Origin of the sequence: Burkholderia sp. Ac-20384 (assembly GCF_017104605.1) — a bacterium.
In the GTDB taxonomy this organism is placed as follows: Bacteria; Pseudomonadota; Gammaproteobacteria; order Burkholderiales; family Burkholderiaceae; genus Burkholderia; species Burkholderia lata.
In genome coordinates, this window is the sequence record NZ_JAAGPE010000189.1 from 1 (window position 1) to 19,477 (window position 19,477).

18 protein-coding genes are annotated in these 19,477 nt (G+C 66.8%); 7 read left to right on the plus strand and 11 right to left on the minus strand.

The genetic code is table 11. The features are described 5' to 3' along the window. The coding region (locus G3O00_RS27730) for a helix-turn-helix domain-containing protein (RefSeq protein ID WP_277399324.1) at nt 1-325 on the plus strand (325 nt) is incomplete at its 5' end. 32 nt (nt 326-357) lie between these two features. On the opposite strand, the gene G3O00_RS27735 is transcribed toward G3O00_RS27730, so the two are convergent. Further along, nucleotides 358-978, minus strand: a complete 621-nt coding sequence (locus G3O00_RS27735) for an ABATE domain-containing protein (protein ID WP_241025359.1) — start codon at nt 976-978, stop codon at nt 358-360. A gap of 278 nt (nt 979-1,256) precedes the next feature. On the opposite strand from G3O00_RS27735, the gene G3O00_RS27745 reads away from it, so the two are divergent. Beyond that, entirely contained in the window at nt 1,257-1,640 is a 384-nt protein-coding gene (locus tag G3O00_RS27745; RefSeq protein ID WP_011353753.1) for a VOC family protein, read from the plus strand. Nucleotides 1,641-1,772: 132 nt separating this feature from the next. Here G3O00_RS27745 and G3O00_RS27750 read toward each other — a convergent pair whose 3' ends face one another. After that, the gene (locus tag G3O00_RS27750; RefSeq protein ID WP_206144916.1) at nt 1,773-2,621 is read right to left on the minus strand and encodes an ureidoglycolate lyase; all 849 of its coding nucleotides are present in this window, start codon (nt 2,619-2,621) and stop codon (nt 1,773-1,775) included. A gap of 664 nt (nt 2,622-3,285) precedes the next feature. Here G3O00_RS27750 and G3O00_RS27755 point away from each other — a divergent pair. Further along, the gene (locus G3O00_RS27755) at nt 3,286-4,107 is read left to right on the plus strand and encodes an IclR family transcriptional regulator (RefSeq protein WP_206144917.1); all 822 of its coding nucleotides are present in this window, start codon (nt 3,286-3,288) and stop codon (nt 4,105-4,107) included. Between the two features lie 174 nt (nt 4,108-4,281). After that, on the plus strand, nt 4,282-4,833 hold the full coding sequence (locus tag G3O00_RS27760; protein WP_011353750.1) for a hypothetical protein: 552 nt from the start codon (nt 4,282-4,284) through the stop codon (nt 4,831-4,833). A 693-nt stretch (nt 4,834-5,526) separates the two neighbouring features. On the opposite strand, the gene G3O00_RS27765 is transcribed toward G3O00_RS27760, so the two are convergent. From G3O00_RS27765 to G3O00_RS27790, 6 genes are all read right to left on the minus strand, one after another. Beyond that, nucleotides 5,527-7,884, minus strand: coding sequence for a GNAT family N-acetyltransferase (locus tag G3O00_RS27765; RefSeq protein ID WP_206144918.1), 2,358 nt, complete (start codon nt 7,882-7,884; stop codon nt 5,527-5,529). A gap of 257 nt (nt 7,885-8,141) precedes the next feature. Then, nucleotides 8,142-8,438, minus strand: a complete 297-nt coding sequence (locus tag G3O00_RS27770; RefSeq protein ID WP_206144919.1) for a hypothetical protein — start codon at nt 8,436-8,438, stop codon at nt 8,142-8,144. Between the two features lie 49 nt (nt 8,439-8,487). Then, a complete protein-coding gene (locus G3O00_RS27775) occupies nt 8,488-8,787 on the minus strand; it encodes an H-NS histone family protein (protein ID WP_011353747.1) in 300 nt (99 codons plus the stop codon). A gap of 103 nt (nt 8,788-8,890) precedes the next feature. Then, complete coding sequence (locus G3O00_RS27780) at nt 8,891-9,163, minus strand: hypothetical protein (protein ID WP_011353746.1); 273 nt, start codon at nt 9,161-9,163, stop codon at nt 8,891-8,893. A gap of 61 nt (nt 9,164-9,224) precedes the next feature. After that, nucleotides 9,225-9,752 carry a BON domain-containing protein gene (locus G3O00_RS27785; protein WP_206144920.1) on the minus strand — a complete coding sequence of 176 codons (528 nt, stop codon included), beginning with the start codon at nt 9,750-9,752 and terminating at the stop codon, nt 9,225-9,227. A 54-nt stretch (nt 9,753-9,806) separates the two neighbouring features. Continuing rightward, nucleotides 9,807-11,285 carry a sigma 54-interacting transcriptional regulator gene (locus G3O00_RS27790; RefSeq protein WP_174934774.1) on the minus strand — a complete coding sequence of 493 codons (1,479 nt, stop codon included), beginning with the start codon at nt 11,283-11,285 and terminating at the stop codon, nt 9,807-9,809. Between the two features lie 316 nt (nt 11,286-11,601). Between G3O00_RS27790 and G3O00_RS27795 the strand changes: the two genes are divergently transcribed. Further along, complete coding sequence (locus G3O00_RS27795; protein ID WP_011353743.1) at nt 11,602-13,005, plus strand: GntP family permease; 1,404 nt, start codon at nt 11,602-11,604, stop codon at nt 13,003-13,005. 247 nt (nt 13,006-13,252) lie between these two features. Further along, nucleotides 13,253-13,516 (plus strand): DUF4148 domain-containing protein, encoded by a 264-nt coding sequence (locus tag G3O00_RS27800; protein ID WP_174934772.1) that lies wholly within the window; start codon nt 13,253-13,255, stop codon nt 13,514-13,516. Between the two features lie 77 nt (nt 13,517-13,593). On the opposite strand, the gene G3O00_RS27805 is transcribed toward G3O00_RS27800, so the two are convergent. The 3 genes from G3O00_RS27805 to G3O00_RS27815 form a co-directional block, all read right to left on the minus strand. Continuing rightward, nucleotides 13,594-14,004 (minus strand): 5-carboxymethyl-2-hydroxymuconate Delta-isomerase, encoded by a 411-nt coding sequence (locus G3O00_RS27805; RefSeq protein ID WP_241025360.1) that lies wholly within the window; start codon nt 14,002-14,004, stop codon nt 13,594-13,596. Nucleotides 14,005-14,033: 29 nt separating this feature from the next. Further along, on the minus strand, nt 14,034-15,629 hold the full coding sequence (locus tag G3O00_RS27810) for a thioredoxin family protein (RefSeq protein ID WP_206144921.1): 1,596 nt from the start codon (nt 15,627-15,629) through the stop codon (nt 14,034-14,036). Nucleotides 15,630-15,901: 272 nt separating this feature from the next. Next, entirely contained in the window at nt 15,902-16,402 is a 501-nt protein-coding gene (locus G3O00_RS27815) for a GNAT family N-acetyltransferase (RefSeq protein WP_206144922.1), read from the minus strand. 580 nt (nt 16,403-16,982) lie between these two features. Between G3O00_RS27815 and G3O00_RS27820 the strand changes: the two genes are divergently transcribed. Further along, nucleotides 16,983-19,322, plus strand: a complete 2,340-nt coding sequence (locus G3O00_RS27820) for a phospholipase C, phosphocholine-specific (protein WP_206144923.1) — start codon at nt 16,983-16,985, stop codon at nt 19,320-19,322. The last annotated feature ends 155 nt before the right edge of the window (nt 19,323-19,477 follow it).

A 19,477-nucleotide genomic window follows, 5' to 3' on the forward strand; every position in this document is an offset into this window, starting at 1 on the left:
TTGGCCCGGCAACGTGCGCGAACTGCAGAACGTGATCGAGCGGATCGCGGTGGAGCTGGCCGAGGAAGCCGACGAAAACGATCCGGCCGCCGCGTGCGGCGCGCTCGATCCCGACGCGCTGCTAGCGATCGCACCCGAGCTGTTCGCGGCACCGCCCGACGCAGCCGACAGCGACGACGCGCAGACACTGCAAGCGCGCCGCCGTCGCGCGGAAGCCGACGAGATCCGCGCGGTACTCGACGCATGCGGCGGCGACCGCGACCGCGCATGCGCAATGCTCGGCATCAGCAAGACGACGTTGTGGCGGAAGTTGTCGGCGAAATAGGGGCGGCTGCCGCGCAGTGAACGGGCCGACCGTCAGTCGGCCTTGTGATAGTGGCGGTACGCCTTCGCGCGATTGCCGCAGGACGACATCGAACACCAGCGGCGGCTGCCGTTCTTGCTGTCGTCGATGAACAGCCACTGGCAGGCGTCGTTCGCGCAACGCTTGACCTTCGCGAGCCGCGCACCGCCGAGCAGGTCGATCGCCGACCACAGTACCGGGCTCAGCAGCCCGGCCAGCGTCGCACGCCCCTCCCCGATCCGCCACGCATAGCCGCCATCGATGCGCGCCAGCGCGACGCGCGGCGCCGCTTCCGCCAGGAAGCCGCCGAGCAGTGCAAGATCGTCGGCCTGCGGCTCGCGCTGCTCGGCCTGCGCGTGAAAGAGCCGATACAGCGCCTCGCGCAATGCGAGTGCGCGCGCCAGCATCGCCGGTTCCCCCTCTTTTTCACCCTGCGCGCGGCACGCTTCCGCGAGGCTGGCCGGTACGCCTGCCTGCTCGCGGCACCACGCAAGCAGGTCGCCCATCGTGCCGAAGGTTTCCGTCGGCGGATCGCTGCCGCGCCAGTACAGCGTGTTCGCGAAATCGATGCTCAGGGTTTCGGGCGGCGCCGGGATCAGGCCGTCCATCGTGACGGAAGGTTGCGTTTTACTCATGACGCGATCGTATCTAACCATCATGCCGGTTGACAAGCGTCCGGGCGCTTTCTAACATAACCAGCATGATAGTTATAAAAAGGTTTGCTGCACTGACACCTGCCTCAGTTCAAGGAGCCACAGATGATCGATCGCGTTTTGTCCGGCGTTATCCACAACAACAGCAGCCGCGCGTTCTACGACAGCACCCTCGGCGCACTCCGCTACAAGCGGCTGGCATGGTGGTTATAAGCAGGTTTGCCGCACTGAAGTCCCCTCTCAGTCCAAGGAGCCAACAGATGATCGATCACCTTTCGTTCGGCGTTGCACACATCGGCCGCAGCCGCGCGTTCTACGACAGCACGCTCGGCGCACTCGGCTACAAACGGCTGTATAGCGACGATGACTCCATCGGGTACGGCGCGACCGAGCCGGAGCTGTGGCTGCAGCATGCGGCTCGCCCCGTTGCCGCCGATCCCGACTCGGGGATGCACCTGTCGTTCAAGGCCGCTTCGCCCGTCGAGGTCGACGCGTTCTACCGCGCCGCACTCGAGCACGGCGGCCAGGACAACGGCGGGCCCGGCAAGCGCGAACACTACGGCCCCGGCTACTACGCGGCGTTCGTCGTCGATCCCGACGGGTATCGGCTGGAAGCGCATTGCGAACTCGACAACGTCGTCTGATCCCGCCCGCGTACGAATGACAAGGGCCCGATTCCGCGCAATGCGGAATCGGGCCCTTGCCTTTGAACCATCGGTATCCGGCGCCCGCCGACCGCCGGCGGCGGTCGTTCGACGGGATCGCCGAATGCGCGGCTATCGCGCGTCGCGCGTGCGCTGCAGTTGCTCGCCGAGTCCTTCGACACCGAGGCGCACCATCTGGCCGGCCTTCAGGAATACCGGCGACGGCTTGATGCCCATGCCGACGCCCGGCGGCGTGCCGGTCGTGATCACGTCGCCCGGCTGCAGCGTCATGCAGCTCGACAGATAGGCGATCAGCTGCGCGACGGTGAACACCATCGTGCGCGTGTTGCCGTTCTGATAACGGTGGCCGTCGATTTCGAGCCACAGGTCGAGGCGCTGTGGATCGGGCACCTCGTCGCGCGTGACGAGCCACGGACCGATCGGACCGAACGTGTCGAAGCCCTTGCCCTTGTCCCACTGGCCGCCGCGCTCGATCTGCCATTCGCGTTCGGACACGTCGTTGACGACGCAGTAGCCCGCGACGTAATCGAGCGCGCGCGCTTCGTCGACGTCCTTGCAGGTCGCGCCGATCACGACGCCCAGCTCGACTTCCCAGTCGGTCTTGACCGAACCCTTCGGGATGTCGATGCCGTCGTTCGGGCCGCAGATCGAGCTCGTCCACTTGCCGAACACGACCGGCTCCTTCGGCACCGGCATGCCGGCTTCGGCCGCGTGATCGGCGTAGTTCAGGCCGATGCCGATGAATTTGCCGACATGCCCGACGCACGCGCCGATGCGCGGCTCGCCTGACACGAGCGGCAGCGTAGCCGGATCGATCGCGCGCAGCCGCGCGAGACCCGCGTCGGACAGCACATCGCCGGACAGGTCCGGCACATGCGCGGACAGGTCGCGAATCCGGCCGTCCGCGTCGAGAATACCGGGCTTTTCCTGGCCGGACGGGCCATAGCGAAGCAGTTTCATCGTGCTCAACCTCTGTTGTCGAATGGGACAGGATTCCGGCCGACGCGGCCCTTCGCGGCCGCACACCGGACTGATTGTCGATCGTCGATTGCGCGCGTCGGCGCCGCATCCGGCATGCCGTCGACGCGCGAGGGTCGCGCGGGCGCAGCGATCGTGGCGCCGCACGGAAGTATGGCGCGCATCGAACGGGCGGCCGCCGGTCTGCGCATCGGCGACGACGGCCCGGCACCCGCGACATGGTCCGGCCCGACCGGCCGGCTTCACGCGCGGCCGCACCGTCGCTGGCCCGCCAGCCTTTGTACCACCGGCCGCGCACCGTGAAATGACGCGCGACGGATACCGACTATTGGTGCGCCTGCGGACGCTGCGGCGCAGCATCGCGGGCCGCGCCGCCGCCCGATTTCCTTTCGAGCACCTTGAACCGGTGCCACCTGTCATGAATACCGGGTATTCGGGGCTTCCCTGTCATCCCGAAAGCGAATCGATCCGTTCTTGTTTGGTAACGATCGGTAAAAAGACGCTGCATTGCACACTAAATGTTTGTTGTTAAGCTCAAACGGATGGCGTTCGTCGCCACATGCGGGCTCGACACATGCGTGTTGCAGAATCGGCCAGCGTGCGTCGCCAATCGATCGAAAGCAATCCCTCCAACTTCACACCAACAATGCAAACAACCAACGACCTGCTTCCCGGCTGCGACGCACGGGAATCGATGGGCGCAATCGACCGCTATCGTGCACCCGCGCTCGACAAGGGTCTCGACATTCTCGAACTCCTGTCGGAGCAGAAAGAAGGCCTCACCCGCACTGAAATCACGAAGGAACTCGGCCGCAACGCGAGCGAGATCTACCGGATGCTCGAACGCCTCGTCGCGCGCCGCTACGTGATGCGCTCGACCGGCGGCGATCGCTACACCCTCAGCCTCAAGCTGTTCTCGCTCGCGCACCGGCATCCGCCGATGAGCCGGCTGATTGCCGAAGCCTTGCCGCCAATGCAGCGTTTCGCCGACGCCTCCGAACAATCGTGCCACCTGTCCGTCTACGATCGCGGCAACCTGCTCGTGATCGCGCAGGTCGACGGGCCCGGCCCGTGGGGCGTGTCGGTCCGGCTCGGCTCGCGCGTCGGGCTCGCCGATACGGCATCGGGGCGCGTGATGCTGTCGTTCCAGGGCGCCGAGCAGCGCGCACACATGCTCGCCGAGCACCGCAAGGTCAAGGGCGAAGGGCCGCTGAACGAACAGGAACTCGCGTATGCGTGCCAGTCCATCCGGCAAGACGGTTACCTGCGCCAGGACAGTCGCCAGGCGTACGGCGTGACCGACCTGACCGCGCCGATCCTCGGGCCGTCCGGCCATGCGATCGCGGTGCTGACCTGCCCGTACATGCGCCGGATCGATGCGCACACGGCGCCGTCCGTCGACACGGTCGTCGAAGGGTTGCGCGACACGGCCGCCAATCTGTCGATGTACCGCGACGAGACCTGCTGACACGCAGGCTCGGCGGAGCGCACCGGGGGCAGCGCAATCGCGTCGCCCCCGGTCGCGCACACCCCCTTCCACGGAGCGCGACACACGGTGCCATATCGTGCGCGCACGGCGCTACGCTAAAATAGCGGCCCTCTCAAAAACTACGGCGGCCGGTTGTCGCGGCCGTCGTGTCCGATGGATGTCATGGCCAAACTTCTGAACGATCAAGAATTCCAGCGTTTCTCCGAACTTCAGCAGAAGCAGGCAAGCTTCACGATCACGCCTGAAGAGGCGGACGAGCTGCGCGATATCGTCGCGCGCGCGCAGAAGAAGCGCGACGATCGTACCGCTGCAATGCAGGCGATCGAGAGCTACATCGAGCAGTTCGACATCACGCCCGACGAACTCTTCTCGCCCGAACAGATCGGCGACGCCGCCCGCACCTACGGGCTCATCACGGCGACCAAGAAGGAACGCACGCTGCCGCCGTCGATCACGTTCAACGGCAAGCCGTACCAGTGGACCAAGACGCTTCCGGACGACGTGCGCGGCGCGCTGTTCGAAGCGTTCACGTCCGGCGAATCGGTCAAGCGCTTCATCGCGATGCCCAAGGACGCCGCGCGCTGTGCACTGACGATCGCCCGTCTCGAGCGCGAAACCGGCGCCGTCTATGCCGATCCGCACCTCGAGGAACTCGCGATTTCGCGCGATCAGGTAAACGACGCGGCGTTGAAACTCGCTGCCTGAATGTAGCCACGGGCACGGTTCATGCGTGCCCGTACCCTGCGTGACGCCGGCCTTGGCCGGCGCTGCGCTTGCGGGAGCGGTGCGTCCGGACGCTCCCGAAAAGTCTCACCTTGACGTCCCGCAAGCGCTCACCGGCACCTCCCGAAAAAGCTCACCAAGGCTCCTGGAAACGCTCACCCAAGCCTCCCGGATGTCCTCACCGACAGTTCCCGCAGAACCTCACCGAAGCGCCCCGGAAAGGCTCACCGACGCCTCCCGGAGACTCTCACCGGCCGCTCCCGCAGAGTCTCACCGGCCACTCCCGGGAAGGCTCACCGAGCGCTCCCGTATCAGCTCACCGCCACCTTCCCGGAGAAGCTCACCCACGGCTCCCGAAAAATCTCACCTTTTGGGCAAGTTCGAAGTTTCGAGGGTGGAATGCGGCGATAAATGCGTGCGGATACCTTGCGGAAAACCGCGACTCGGGACGGATATCACGGCAAGCGGTACGCGTCGCGCGGTGCCTGACCGGTGCCATTTGTGCGCCGATATTTCCGACTCGAACGGGCGCCGACACGTTCGCGGCGGCTTCGCTCGCGAGGCGAGACAGGTTCGAATGCCGTGCATCCCCGACCAAGAACATCCGCAACGTGCAAGGAAGCTGGAGACATCGACTGCATGCAGCGTCTCTGCGCGTTGGGTAGTCAGTAGACGCTACGGCTGCAACTTCATCCGGAAGCCCACGACGCCAGGCTCCTCCGTCGTCGACACTGCAAACCCGCACGCCTTCGCCAGCGAGATCATCGCCGAGTTCTCGCGCAGCGCCTCGCCGATCATCCATGCGGTTCCGCGCGAGCGCGCGTAGTCGATGATCCGCGTCATCATCAGCCGGCCAAGCCCCTTGCCCTTCTGATCGGGTCGTACCGCGATCGCGAACTCCGCCGTCTCGTTGTCGGGATCGGCCACCGCGCGCGCCACCGCGAGCGTGTGGTCGCGCCCCGACACATCGGTGAACGACACGATGAACGCCATCTCACGGTCGTAATCGATCTGCGTCATGCGCGCAACCTGCGAATGATCGAAGCTGCGCACCGCACCGAAGAAACGCATCCGCAGATCGTCCGGCGTCATCGCACCGAGCAGTTCGTTGTGCGCGGCCTCGTCTTCCGGACGGATCGGGCGGATCGTCACCGTCTCGCCGCGCCATTCGAGCGTCTGCTCGAGGTGACGCGGATACGGCATGATCGCGAGCCGGCTGCGCCCCGCCGCCAGCGTGATGCGCGGCGCGATCACGTGTGCGCGATCGGGCAGCACGCGCAGCGTGACCGACATCGCCACAACTTCGCGCACGTCGCAGACGACCTGCGACAGCGCCGTCAACGCGTCGAGCGTCGGCTCGATGGGCGTGCTGCGCGCATACGGCGAGCGCTCCATCACCGCGCGAGCGAGCACGGTGTTCAGCGGCGGCAGGCCATAGACGACGAACGGCGCCGATACACCGTCCGCCGGCGGCACCGCATAGCGAAACACCGGGCCGAAGTTCGAATCGTCATACATGTCGACGGTGACATCGACGACTTTCTTCCCGGTCGGCTCGACGGCCGGCTCGCCCTGCAGGCCGAAACGGGACAGCCAGTGCAGCGCGGCTTCGCCGGTCAGCTCATGCTGGCCGGCTTCGACCATCCGGCGCGCGTCGGCCTGTGCGGATGCAACGCACTCGGCCGGCTGTGGCGGCGTACCCTCGGGCGTTTGCATCAGCAGTTGCCGCCCGAGGTTGTAGTCGACGAGACGCGCATACGCGCGCGCAAGCCGCTGCGGCGTGGTGTGCACGGGAATGCCGTTCGCGTGCAGCGCATCGCGCGTCGCCGCGTCAACCGCGCCGAAGAAACACGCAAGGATGCCGCGATGCGCGTACTGCCGCGATTCGATCAGCGTGTGCGCAACCGCATCGGCCGGCGCGCTGTGGGAAGTCGAATGGACGACGAACAGCGTGCCCGTTTGCGGGAACGGCGCGAGCGCCTTGACCGCCGCGGCAAAGTGCTCGGGGCGCGCATCGTCGCCCAGCGTCAGCGGATTGCCCGGTGACGCGAGATGCGGCAGCGCGGCCGACACCGCCGACGTGGCCGCGGGTGACCAGTCGGCCAGCACGTCACGCACCTCCGCCACCGCATCGACCGCGAGTTTCGCGACGCCCGCATCGCTCGTCACGAGCGTGGCCGCGCCGCGCGCCGTGACGCGACCGACGCCGAGCGTCTCGATCTCGTCGAGCAGATCGTCGAGCGCATCGACACGCACCATCCCCGCGCGCTGGAACGCCGCCGTATAGAGCGCGTCGCCGGGATCCGCGCGGCCGGTGCGCAATGCGAGCACCGGCTTGTTGCGCGCAGCCGCGCGCGCGGCCGACATGAACTTGCGCGCGGCGCGCACGGTATCGAGTTCGAGCAGGATCGCGCGCGTGCCGGGATCGCTCGCGAGATAGTCGAGCACGTCGCCCGCATCGACGTCGGACTCGCCACCGAGCGCGACGACATGCGAAAAGCCGAGACCCCGCGCATCGGCCCAGCCGAGCACCGCGTTCGTCAGCGCGTTCGATTGCGACACCCATGCGACGCCGCCCGATCGCGCCGTATAGGCCGGCGCACCGAAATGCGCATGCCGTGAAGGCAACAGCACGCCGAGGCTGCCGGGCCCGACGATACGGAGCACGAACGGCTTCGCTGCTTTCAGCGTGCGATCGAGCGCCGCGCGATCGGCGTCCGTGCGCGCCTCGCCGACGATTATCGCGACGCGCGTGCCGAGCTCGCCGAGCTTGCGCACGATGCCGGCCCAGGTCGCGGGCGGCGTGCAGATCACGGCCACCGACGGCGGCGCGGGCAACCGGTCGACATCGGCAACGACCGCATGCCCGTGCAGGTCACGGTACTTCGGATTGACGGGCCACACGGGCCCCTCGAACGCGCCGTCGAGCACGCGCGACCACACCATCGCGCCGATACTGCCCGCGCGTGACGACGCACCGACGACCGCAACGGACTTGGGCTGGAACAACGCATCGAGATGGCGAACGGTCACATCGGCTCCCTGCGGTAACGAAAGACGACCCGATCGGCATGCGGCACGGAGAGGCCATACGCCGATCGACGCGAACCCAAAGCATAGGCGAAGCGCATGCGGCTGCCTATATGCCGAACGGCCGACTGTTCGACCCACGTCAACGCTCGCATCATGGATCTGCAACACGAGTACGGAAGCCATCGCCGCGCACCGGCCGAGCACATTCGCTCGGCGCACACGGTGCAGGCGTGCAGCGCGACGCTGCGTCCGCTTCGTCAAAGGTGAGGATTTACAGGAGCCATGGTGAGACTCTTCGGGAATTGCACGGCGCCACGCGCCAACACGCGAAAGGTGATCGGAATTTGCAGCACGCGTGCACCTCGAGAATGGCGCAGGCCGACGCGCATGAGCTGCGCCATTGCACGGCTGTTTACCGGAATTCGCCGCGATATGCCGTCGAATCGCAGCGAATTCGCAAAACGGGATCCGTTGATTGCGCGGCGTCGCTGTTCAATACGCCGTCCGGAATCGCGCCGGGAATGCACAAAAACAAAACGGTGCGACGGCCGCATGGCCGTTCGCACCGTCAGTCAGTACGCGAAAGGTGAGGTTTTTCGGGAGTCAGTCCTTGATCAGGAAACGCTCGCGATTCTTGCCGAGCCACGTCGGCGAGCGCCCGCGGCCACTCCACGTTTCGCCCGTCTTCGGGTTCAGGTATTTCGGCGGCGACGCACGCTTCGGCTTTGCTGCGGCAGCGGCCGCGCCTACCGGGCGAAACCCGAGCTCTTCCGGCGTAATGTCGTATTCCTCGATTTTCGCGCGGATATCGGCAATCGCGTCGGCAATCGCCTTTTCGCGTTCCTTGTCGATCTTTTGCTGAAGCCGTTCGAGCTGTGCGGTCAGTTGCCTGTAGGTCGCCATATGGATGGGACTCCGTGAGTGTTATTCGTGAAAAATAGATGACTCTCAGCCAACAGAAAAACGCTTCGCCCGATCGTGGTCGCCTCAGCCGGTTATCTCGGGATCAATAACCGCTCTTCTTCTTGCACGCGAAGAGAAGATTTCGCGTGGCGTCATCGGTCGATTGCTGAAGCACTTCGAAATCGCCGTTGCAGATCGCCCGGGCGTTGTCCGTGCAATTGCTCCAGTCGCTGCCGGTGCATTGCACCTGGGTAGTCGGACGCCCGTCCGAAGTGAACAGCGGCGCGCTGCCGCCACACCCGCCGAGCCCTGCAACCAGAGCCAAAACAACGGCCGCCCGAGGCCACCGACAGACCGACGCAAGCATGTGTTTCATTGTTCTTCCCGTCAACCTTTTTTTGAATGTCGCGAGTATGCCATGCGCGGCCCTTCGGCCGTCAGTTCGGCGTGCGGCCCGGTTGCCCGCGCGCCTTGTACGGCAGGCTCTTGCGCGGATCGTCGGTGATGCGAACGAACACCTGCTCGACGTCCGGAAGCGCCTCGAGTTCGCGCTGCAACGCCTGCCGATCGAACGCCGTGTCGGCACATCCTTCGACGTAAATGAAACGTCGCTGCACGGTGATCCACAGGCTCGTGCCATGCAGCCGATCGGAGCCGGCGAAGTGCGCCTTCACGGCGTCGGCGATCGGCGCGTCATACATATACGAATTCGGCTTCGTGCAGCGATGCGCGAGCCAGCAAGTGGTGCCGCGTTCGGCACGGTAATGCGCGTCGTCCGTCATCTCGGCCCGGGTCATCCACGGGCCGAGCGGCAACGGGCATTCGGCCACGTCCCGCGACAGCGCGATGAACGGATCGTTGTACCAGTTGCGCCGCGCCTCGGGCGCATCGGTGTCGCCGGACTGCGCGAGCGCAGAGGTCGCCAGCAGCAGGGTCAGCCACCCTGCGATGCCGATCCGTTTCATCGTGATCTCCTGTTCGATGCTTCACGTCCGAACGCGTCGGCCTGGCCGATCGGCTTACCGGTCGATGCCCAGCGCCGCCAGTTTCTTGTACAGCGTCGCACGGCCGATCCCGATGCGCGCGGCCGCTTCCACCACCTTCCCGTCGCAGGCCGCCAGCGCATCGGTCAGGAACTGGCGCTCCCACGCCGCCAATGCATCGGCATACGAAGCGGCCGACGCAGCGGGCACCTCGCCCGCGCGTCGCTCCACCGGCGACACGGCCAGCGGCTGCGCCGGTACTGCACCGTCCGTCGATACGCGCACCGGCCCAAGAAACGGCGCGAGCGCGCGCGCATCGATCACCGACCGGTCCGACAGCATCAGCGCGCGTTCGAGCGTATTGCGCAACTCGCGCACGTTGCCCGGCCACGGATACGCACACAGCATCCGCAGCGCATCGTCGGTCAGCTCGCAATGGGCGGCGCGCCCGTGCTGCGCGGCCAGCTCCTCGAGCGTCGCGTAGACAAGCGCCGCGATGTCGGACGCGCGCTCGCGCAGCGGCGGCGCATGGATCGTCAGCACGTTCAGCCGGTAATAGAGATCCGCGCGAAAACGCCCGGCCGCGACCAGCGCCGGCAAGTCGGCGCTCGTGGCAGCGATGATCCGGACGTCCGCGCGCACGATCCGGTTCGAGCCGACCGGCTCGAATTCCTTGTCCTGCAGCACGCGCAGCAGCTTGCCCTGCAGCGGCAACGGCATGTCGCCGATTTCGTCGAGAAACAGCGTGCCGCGATCGGCCAGCTCGAACTTGCCGATGCGCCCTTTGCGATCGGCGCCCGTGTATGCGCCAGGTGCCGCGCCAAAGAATTCGGTTTCGAGCAGCGTGTCGGGAATCGCGGCGACGTTGACGGTCACGAGCGGCTGGAGCGCACGCGCGGACGCCGCGTGAATCGCATGGGCGAGCAGTTCCTTGCCGGTGCCCGTCTCGCCGAGCAGCAGCACCGGCGAATCGACCTGCGCGGCGCGGCGCGCCTGGCGCTTGGTTTCGAGGCTCGCGGCGCTCGTGCCGACGAAGCTCGCGAACGTGTATTTCGCGCGGCGCGCCTGCGCGAGCGACCGCTGCGTCGCGATCAGTTGCTGCTGAAGCTGTGCGTAACGGGAAAAGATCGGCGTGAGCGTCTTCAACTGGTCGAACAGCGCGAAGCCGATCGCACCGACCGTCTCGCCCGCCTCGTTCTTCAGCGGCAGGCGCGTGACGACGAGCGGCTCGCGGCCCGTCTCCATGATGTCGAGCAGGATCGGCTGCCCGGTCGACACGACCTCGCGCATCAGGCTGTTCGGGATCACGGCCTCGCAGTCGAGGCCGACGGCCTGCTGCGGATCGGCGAAGCCGAAGCGCGCCGCGTACCGCTCGTTCATCCACACGACGCGCGCATCGCGATCGACGACCACCGTGCCCGCGCTCGAATCCTCGAAAGTCCGGAACAGCGACTCGGCGGCGCGCCGCAGCACGTCGCCGTAGTTGACGGGCAGGCGGGCCCAGTCGTTCATCATCGTGTCTTCGTCTCCGTGTATTTTCGACCGGTTGTCTCCGGAACGAGACGGATTATCTCACTCTGGAGACACGCCGCAATGCATTGTCTGGGAAAGCCCTGCCCGATTCCACGAGCTGGCCGGACAGCCATTTCGTCTCCGAATGGAGACGTTTTATGTAGAATCCTCAGACAACGACCGGCGTGGGCCCGCCGATCTCCGGCGGACCCACGTCCGGCGGCGCAATCCGGCCGATGGCACGAAACCTGCACGAACCTGAGCCGGTCCGCGGCGCATCGCGCGATCGAACAACAACCAAAGCCATTAGGAGACTCCCTTGTCTTTCGTGATCGTCCTCGCCGCGCTGGCGTTCCTGATGTTCGCCGCGTATCGCGGCTACAGCGTGATCCTGTTCGCGCCGATCGCCGCGCTCGGCGCGGTGCTCCTGACCGAACCCGCCGCCGTCGCACCGGTCTTCTCCGGCATCTTCATGGAGAAGATGGTCGGCTTCGTCAAACTGTATTTCCCGGTGTTCATGCTCGGTGCGGTGTTCGGCAAGGTGATCGAACTCTCCGGGTTCTCCGAGTCGATCGTCCATGCGGCGATCCGCTACATCGGCCGTTCACGCGCGAATGCGGTGATCGTCGCGGTGTGCGCGCTGCTCACCTATGGCGGCGTGTCGCTGTTCGTCGTGGTGTTCGCGGTCTATCCGTTCGCAGCCGAACTCTATCGCCAGAGCAACATCCCGAAACGGCTGATGCCCGGCGCGATCGCACTCGGCGCGTTCTCGTTCACGATGGATTCGCTGCCCGGCACCCCGCAGATCCAGAACATCATCCCGACCACGTTCTTCAAGACGACTGCCTGGGCCGCGCCCGCGCTCGGCACGATCGGCTCGCTGTTCATCATCGTCGTCGGCCTCACGTATCTCGAATGGCGCCGCCGTACGGCGATGGCGAAGGGCGAAGGCTACGGCACGTCGCTCGTCAACGAGCCGGAGCGCGTCGAGACCACGTCGCTGCCGCATCCCGCGCTCGCGATCCTGCCGCTGATCCTCGTCGGCGTGTCGAACTTCGCATTCACGAAGCTGATCCCGCAGTGGTACGGCGCCGCGTCGTACACGGTCGCGCCGGACGTGCTGCCGGGCGTGCACGCGCCGGTCACGACGTCGATCAAGACGGTCGTCGCGATCTGGTCGGTCGAGGCCGCGCTGCTGCTCGGCATCGTGCTGGTCATCCTGACCGCGTTCAAGCGCGTGAGCGGCCGTTTCGCGACCGGTTCGAAAGCCGCCGTCGCCGGTGCGCTGCTCGCCGCGATGAACACCGCGTCGGAATACGGCTTCGGCGGCGTGATCGCCGCGCTGCCGGGCTTCCTCGTCGTCAGCGATGCACTGAAGAGCATTCCGAACCCGCTCGTCAACGCGGCCGTGTCGGTCAGCTCGCTCGCCGGTATCACGGGCTCGGCGTCGGGCGGCATGAGCATCGCGCTCGCCGCGATGTCGGATCTGTTCATCAAGGGTGCGCAGGCCGCGAATATCCCGCTGGACGTGCTGCACCGGGTCGTCGCGATGGCGAGCGGCGGCATGGACACGCTGCCGCACAACGGCGCGGTGATCACGCTGCTCGCGGTCACGGGCCTCACGCACCGCGAGTCGTATCGCGACATCTTCGCGGTCACGATCATCAAGACGCTCGCCGTGTTCTTCGTGATCGCCGTGTACTACTCGACGGGGCTCGTGTAACAGCTCCGCAGCGGCCCGTCTCCGGGCCGCTGCCCGCCGGCCGCGGCGATGCGGCCGGCTTCTCCTCCGCTCCTCCCCCTTTTTGCCGCACGCCGCCCAGGCGCTCTCGCCGGCTCACTCATTGTTGTCCGCAGCAGAACACTACGTTGGTCGCAGCGGCATTTTTCGCGCGTCGGGCGACGCCTACACTGCTTTCGACGGTCACCGTATGCGATCGGCACCGTCGAAACCCTGGAGGTATCCGTTCATGAACCCGCTCATCCGCTCCATCGCCCTCGCTGCCGCCTTCGCCGCTCCCATCGCCGCGCACGCGCAAGCCAACCAGCCGCTCACGCGCGCCGAAGTTCATTCTGAAGTGGTTGCGCTGAGAAAAGCCGGCTTCCAGCCGAGCGACTGGTTCTACCCGGCCAGCATTCAGGCCGCCGAGGCGAAGATCGCCCGGCAGCAGGGTGCGCCGCGGGCCGCGGGCGCCGGCTATGGCAATCGCGGCGCGTACTCCCCGGGCCAATAATCCGGTTTCGAATCCACCGGCTGCGCGCGCGTCAGCGCCACGTTCCCGGCCCGCGCAGCGCGCGCCGCACCGCTCGCTCAGCGCGGCTCGATGCTCGCTTTCGCGTAGGACTCGCGTTCCAGTTCGAGTATTTCCGCACACAGCTGCAGGTGCGTGCCGGACGGCGCGACGACGTGCCGCTTCAGTTCCGCCAGCACCTGCTCCGAGAGTTCGCGCTTGACGTCGGCCGTCCGGCCGCTCAGCACCGCGAGCTTCGCGTGGACGAACGCGCGCGGCGCCGACGACGTGCCGACCGCGAATGTATCGAACCGCAGCGCGCGGCTCTTGATGTCGAGCTCATCGAAATGGCCGGACGCGGCAAGCGCGGTATTAAGTGCGCGCAAGGTTGCGCCGGCGTCGAACCCGTCGAGGTTCGCGGAATATTCGAGCGTCAGGTGGGGCATGGTGTCGGTGGCCTCGTTGGTATCGGGAAAAGCGCCGGCCGGCATCCCGAAAGCCTGCGCTGCGCCACCGGATGCTATGCCTTGACCGGCTGGATCAAGCGCGCGCAGGCACTTGCCTGCGGATCGCCGGCGGGCAGTTTCCCACAGATGCCGTCGAACTGCTTCGCGATCGATTTGACCGATGCCTCGTGTGCACCGCTGCCGCGCCAGCGGTTCAACTGCGTGACGACCTTGGTCAGCGCACGCAGGTTCGCGCCGTAGAACGCGTCCCGCGTCTTGTCGGCCTGCGCGAGCACGCTCGCGGCAATCCCTTCGATGCGCGCCGAATCGTCCGGCGCCAGTTGGACCGCATTCGCAAAGTAGGTCGCGCCCCAGCGCAGCTTCGTCGCCGGCCCGCTCGCCGAGTCATAGGCCTTGCGGTACCAGTCGAGCGCCGCGGCCTTGTCGCCGCGCGCCTTCGCATTCGCAGCCAGCCCGGACATGAAGTAGTACGGCGTGGACGAACGCGTCAGCTCGGTCTTCAGCAACGCATCCGACTCGTCGTACAGCCCTGCGTCGGTCAGCGTGTCCGCACCTTCGCTGACGAGCGCCTGCCGCTCGTATGCATTCGCGGCGCCCTGCACCGACGCGGCGATCTGCTTGCGTGCCGTGTCGGCCAGCGCCGGCGCCGCCAGCGGTGCCCCCTTGCGTGCATCGCCGCGCGCGAGCAGCACGCGGCCGTGCAGCGCCATCAGCCGGTCGATCGACGACAGCGTGGTATCGGTCGACAGGCGCGCGAGCGCCGCATCGTACGCGCCGCGCAATTTCGTGCGCTGCGCATCGTCGCCGCCGAGATACGCAACCACGCGCGCGGGCGCCGCAACGAGCACATCCGAATCGGCACGCGACAGCACAGGATCCTGCAGCACCGTGCGCCACGAATCGGCAAGCGCCGCCTTGTCGAGCGCACCGGCCTGCGCAGGATCGTCGGATGCGGCCACCACGACCGACTTCAACGCGAAGCGCGCCGATTCGGCCTTCGCGCCGGCCGTCCGCGCGCGTTGCGCGAGCGACTGCAGCGTCTCGGCGACGCGATCGGCCTGCACCGGCAGCGCACCGTCGGTATCCCATGAATAGTCGGCCAGCAGGCGCCATTCGTCCGGCGTCAGCGACGCGCCGTTCTTCAGTGCGGTCGCGAGCGTCTGCCGCACCGGATGCGCGGCCGTCATCCCGAGCGACAGCGCCTGCATGTAGCGATCGAGATCGGCTTCGCCCGGCAACCGCGTCACCTCGGTGCCGTCGGGACGGAACAGGATCATCGTCGGATAGCCGTGCACCTTGAAACGCTCGCCGAGCTTCTGCGCGCTTTCGGTATCGCCGTCGAGATACACGGGCACGAAGAATGACGAACGGGTCTTGAATGCCTGCTGGCTGAAGATCGTCGACTTCACCTGGTTGCATGACGGGCACCACACCGCGCCCCAGTAGAGCAGCAGCGGCTTGCCGGTGCGCTTCGCCAACGCGAAGGCGGCATCGACGTCGCCGTGCTGCCACGCGATGCCGGGCGGCAGGTGCGCGCCGTCAGGCGACGCGCTCGCCACCGGGGCGCCCGTGGGCGTGGCGGCGGCAAGCGCCGCACCCGCGGCGGCGAGCAGGCAGGCGGCGGTCAGATTCCGGAGAGCGGTTTTCATCGAAGCGGATCCGTTCAAAGAGACGGTTGCGGGAAGGTGTGGCGCGCGACGCAGCGGCTGTGCAATGACAGCCATGAAGCGATGACGATGAAACCAGCCGACGTGCAACGCCGCGCATGATCGTTACGGAAATGCGCACGCCGGCCGAGGCGACCGGCAAATCGTTCAACGATACGACGGGCACAGCCGGGGGAAAACGAACGAATTCTCGAATGAATATGACGCGCGGCATCGCGGCCGCGCGTGCTGTCGGATACGCGTCGGCCGAGCCTTCACTGCCGCGCCTTGATCCGCGCCATGTGATACACGGACGCATGCACACCATCGCGCAATGCATAGCCCGGCGCTTCACCCTCGATCCGGAAGCCATGCTTCTCGTAGAGCGCGATCGCCGCGCGGTTGTCGGTGAACACGGTCAACTCGAGACGCGTGATGTTCAGCCAGTTTTCCGCGAGATCGATCGCGGCCGCGAGCAACCGGCTGCCGATGCCGCGCCCGTGACGCGCCGCGTCGACCATCATGCCGAGCCCTGCCGCGTGGCGCCGGCGCGGATTCTGTTCGGGATGCAGGCCGAGATGGCCGACCACCACGCCGTCGATTTCGGCGACGAGGCTCACGCCGTGCTCGCGCACACCGTCGAGCCGCTTCTGCCATTTCTCGAACGACGGAAACGGATGCTGCAACGTATTCGCGTACACCGCGGGATGCGCGGCGATCTGCCGGATCGCGTCGACGTCGTGCGTCTCGCTGTGCCGGATCTTGATGTCGGTCATGGGTGGGCCGGTTCCGAAAAGTCGCGCCAGTCGCGCGGACTGCGCACATGCGCAGCAACAGATCGAGCTTATCCGATTTCACGCATTTGAAACATGGGCGTCATGCGATGCCGTTGCACCCGCAACGACACGCAATCACGCTGCTCCACGCCACCGCGAACCGGAAAAATCTGACCGATTCCGCACACTGCAATCGGTAATTCCTGACTCGCTTTCGTCGTGCATCGCTTCCCGATCAATCGTTGCGCACGCAACGTCACGCGCGCGACATGCGATGTCATGCCTTCATCACGTCGCCGTCACGTCGTCTCCCTAGACTGGGCGCCGCCCATCCCGGCATGCGCCGGGCCGGCGTGTGCCGACGTCCCGGCCCGCGCATCACGAGCGCGCGTTGCACAGGATCGCGGCGACGGCCAAGGCATCCGTGCGACACCACGCGTCGCGCACGATGCGCACACCTCCGCCCTGCGCGGCCGATGCACTCGAACGCACACGCCGTGTGAATCGTCCCAGGGGGGCGACGCAGGGGCACCTCCAGACGAAATCACGAACGCTCCCATCATCACAGGACCCGAACGCCATGACGTCACGCCGTAAATTCCTCCAGCAGACCGCCACTTCCGGCCTCGCCGCCGCCGCGCTGTCCGCGTTTCCGCCAAGCATCCGCCGCGCGCTCGCGATTCCCGCGTTTCACGAAACGGGGACCATCAAGGACGTGAAGCACGTCGTACTGCTGATGATGGAGAACCGCGCATTCGACAGCTACTTCGGCACGTTCAAGGGCGTGCGCGGCTACGGCGACCGCTTTGCGGTGCCGTCGCCGAACGGCCGCAACGTGTTCTACCAGACGTACACGAAGCCGGCGCCCGCCACCACCGTCACGCCGTATCACCTCGACGCGAGCCAGGGCAACGCGCAGCGCGCGGGCGGCACGCCGCACACGTGGGCCGATGCGCAGGCCGCGTGGGACCACGGCCGGATGAACCGCTGGCCCGACGCGAAGACGCCGCTGTCGATGGGCTACTACGACGCGGCGGAAGTCCCGTTCCAGCGCGCGCTCGCCGATGCGTTCACGCTGTGCGACCACTACCACTGCGGGATGCACACGGGCACGATCGCGAACCGCCTGTTCTACTGGAGCGGCACCAACGGCCCGAACGGCATCAGCCCGGCCGACGGCAGCCGCGTGAAGATCGCCGCGCTGAACAACCAGTTCAACGGCGGCAACGACATCGGCCCGTCGAGCCAGGGCTGGACCTGGACCACCTACGCCGACCGGCTGCAGCAGGCCGGCGTGCACTGGAAGGTCTACCAGAGCCTGATCGACAACTTCGGCTGCAACGAGATGATGAGCTTCCGCCACTGGCGCGCGGCGATCGAGCAGATGCCGCCCTCGCGCCGGCCCGCGTACGTCGCGTCGACGGACATCACGCAGCCCGTGACGGCGGCCGGTGCGTTCTACGATCCGGCGATCGACGATCCGCTGAGCCCGCTCGCGAAAGGGTTCGGCAACACGATGCCGTACGGCTTCCTCGAATCGTTCCGTGACGACATCCGCAACGGCACGCTGCCCGAGGTGTCGTGGATCATTCCGCCGTCCGTATACAGCGAACACCCGGGGCCGTCGAGCCCCGCGCAGGGTGGCTGGTACGTGCAGGCGGTGCTCGATGCGCTCACGGCCAACCCGGACGTTTGGAGCAAGACCGTGTTGCTGGTCAACTACGACGAGAACGACGGCTTCTTCGACCACCTGCCGTCGCCGGCCGTGCCGTCGCGCAACGCCGACGGCACGCTCGCGGGCGGCCATACGCTGCGGGATGCCGACGTCGCCGCCGAGTACCACGACTTCACGCCGGCCACGTCGAGCCAGCCTGCAGTCGACGGCCGTCCGTACGGCCCGGGCCCGCGCGTGCCGATGTGGGTCGTGTCGCCGTGGAGCCGCGGCGGCTGGGTCAACTCGCAGGTGTTCGACCATACGTCGACGCTGCTCTTCCTCGAAAAGCGCTTCGGCGTCGCGGAGCCGCAGATCAGCGCGTACCGCCGCGCGGTGTGCGGCGACCTGACGAGCGCGTTCAACTTCCGCTCGCCGAACAACGAACCGCTGCCGACGCTCGCGGGCCATACGACGAAAAGCCAGGTCGACGCGCTGAGCGCCGCGCAACAGGCCGCGCCGAAGATCGTGCCGCCGGCCGCGCCGTCGCTGCCCGCGCAGGCGACCGGCGTGCGCCCGTCGCGCGCGCTGCCTTACGAACTGCATGCCAGCGCGCGTGCCGATGCCGGCAACGGCACGGTCACGCTGAAGTTCGCGAACACGGGCCGCGCCGCCGCCGTGTTTCACGTCTATGACAAGCTGCACCTCGACCGCCTGCCGCAGCGCTACGTCGTCGAACCGGGCAAGACGCTGCACGGCGACTGGGCCGCGCGCGCCGACAACGGCGGTAAATATGACCTGTGGGTACTGGGCCCGAACGGCTATCACCGCCGCTTCACCGGCGACCTCGGCCGCCTGGCCGGTGCACGCGCGCCGCATCCGGAAGTTCGCGTCGGCTATGCGGGCGCGAGCGGCAACCTCCACCTGAAGCTGCGCAACCACGGCGGCGGGACGGTGCGCTTCACCGTGAAGTCGAACCAGGTCTACGGGCCGCTGTCCGGTCGCGGCGCACACGACGATCGCGGTCACGGCAACGAGGACGGCAACAGCCAGGGTCACGGCCACGGTACCGGTACCACGTGGACGGTCACGGTGCGCGCCGGCGACCAGGCCGAACTGCACTGGAAGCTCGACTCGACCGGCCACTGGTACGACTTCATCGTCACTGCGGACAGCGACGCGAGTTTCTCGCGCCGCGTCGCCGGCCGCGTCGAGACTGGCCGCCACTCGGTCAGCGACCCGGCGATGGGGCTCGCCGACCGCTTCTGATGCCAGATCGGAAGAGCGTCGTGGAGGGAAAGAGGGTAAGATACTGTGTAGATACCCGTGGTCGCCGTATCATTAAAAAAACAACCTACAGACACTCATACCACACCGTACCCACCCCGCCACCACATTTCAGCCCTCTACCACTCACTACTCAA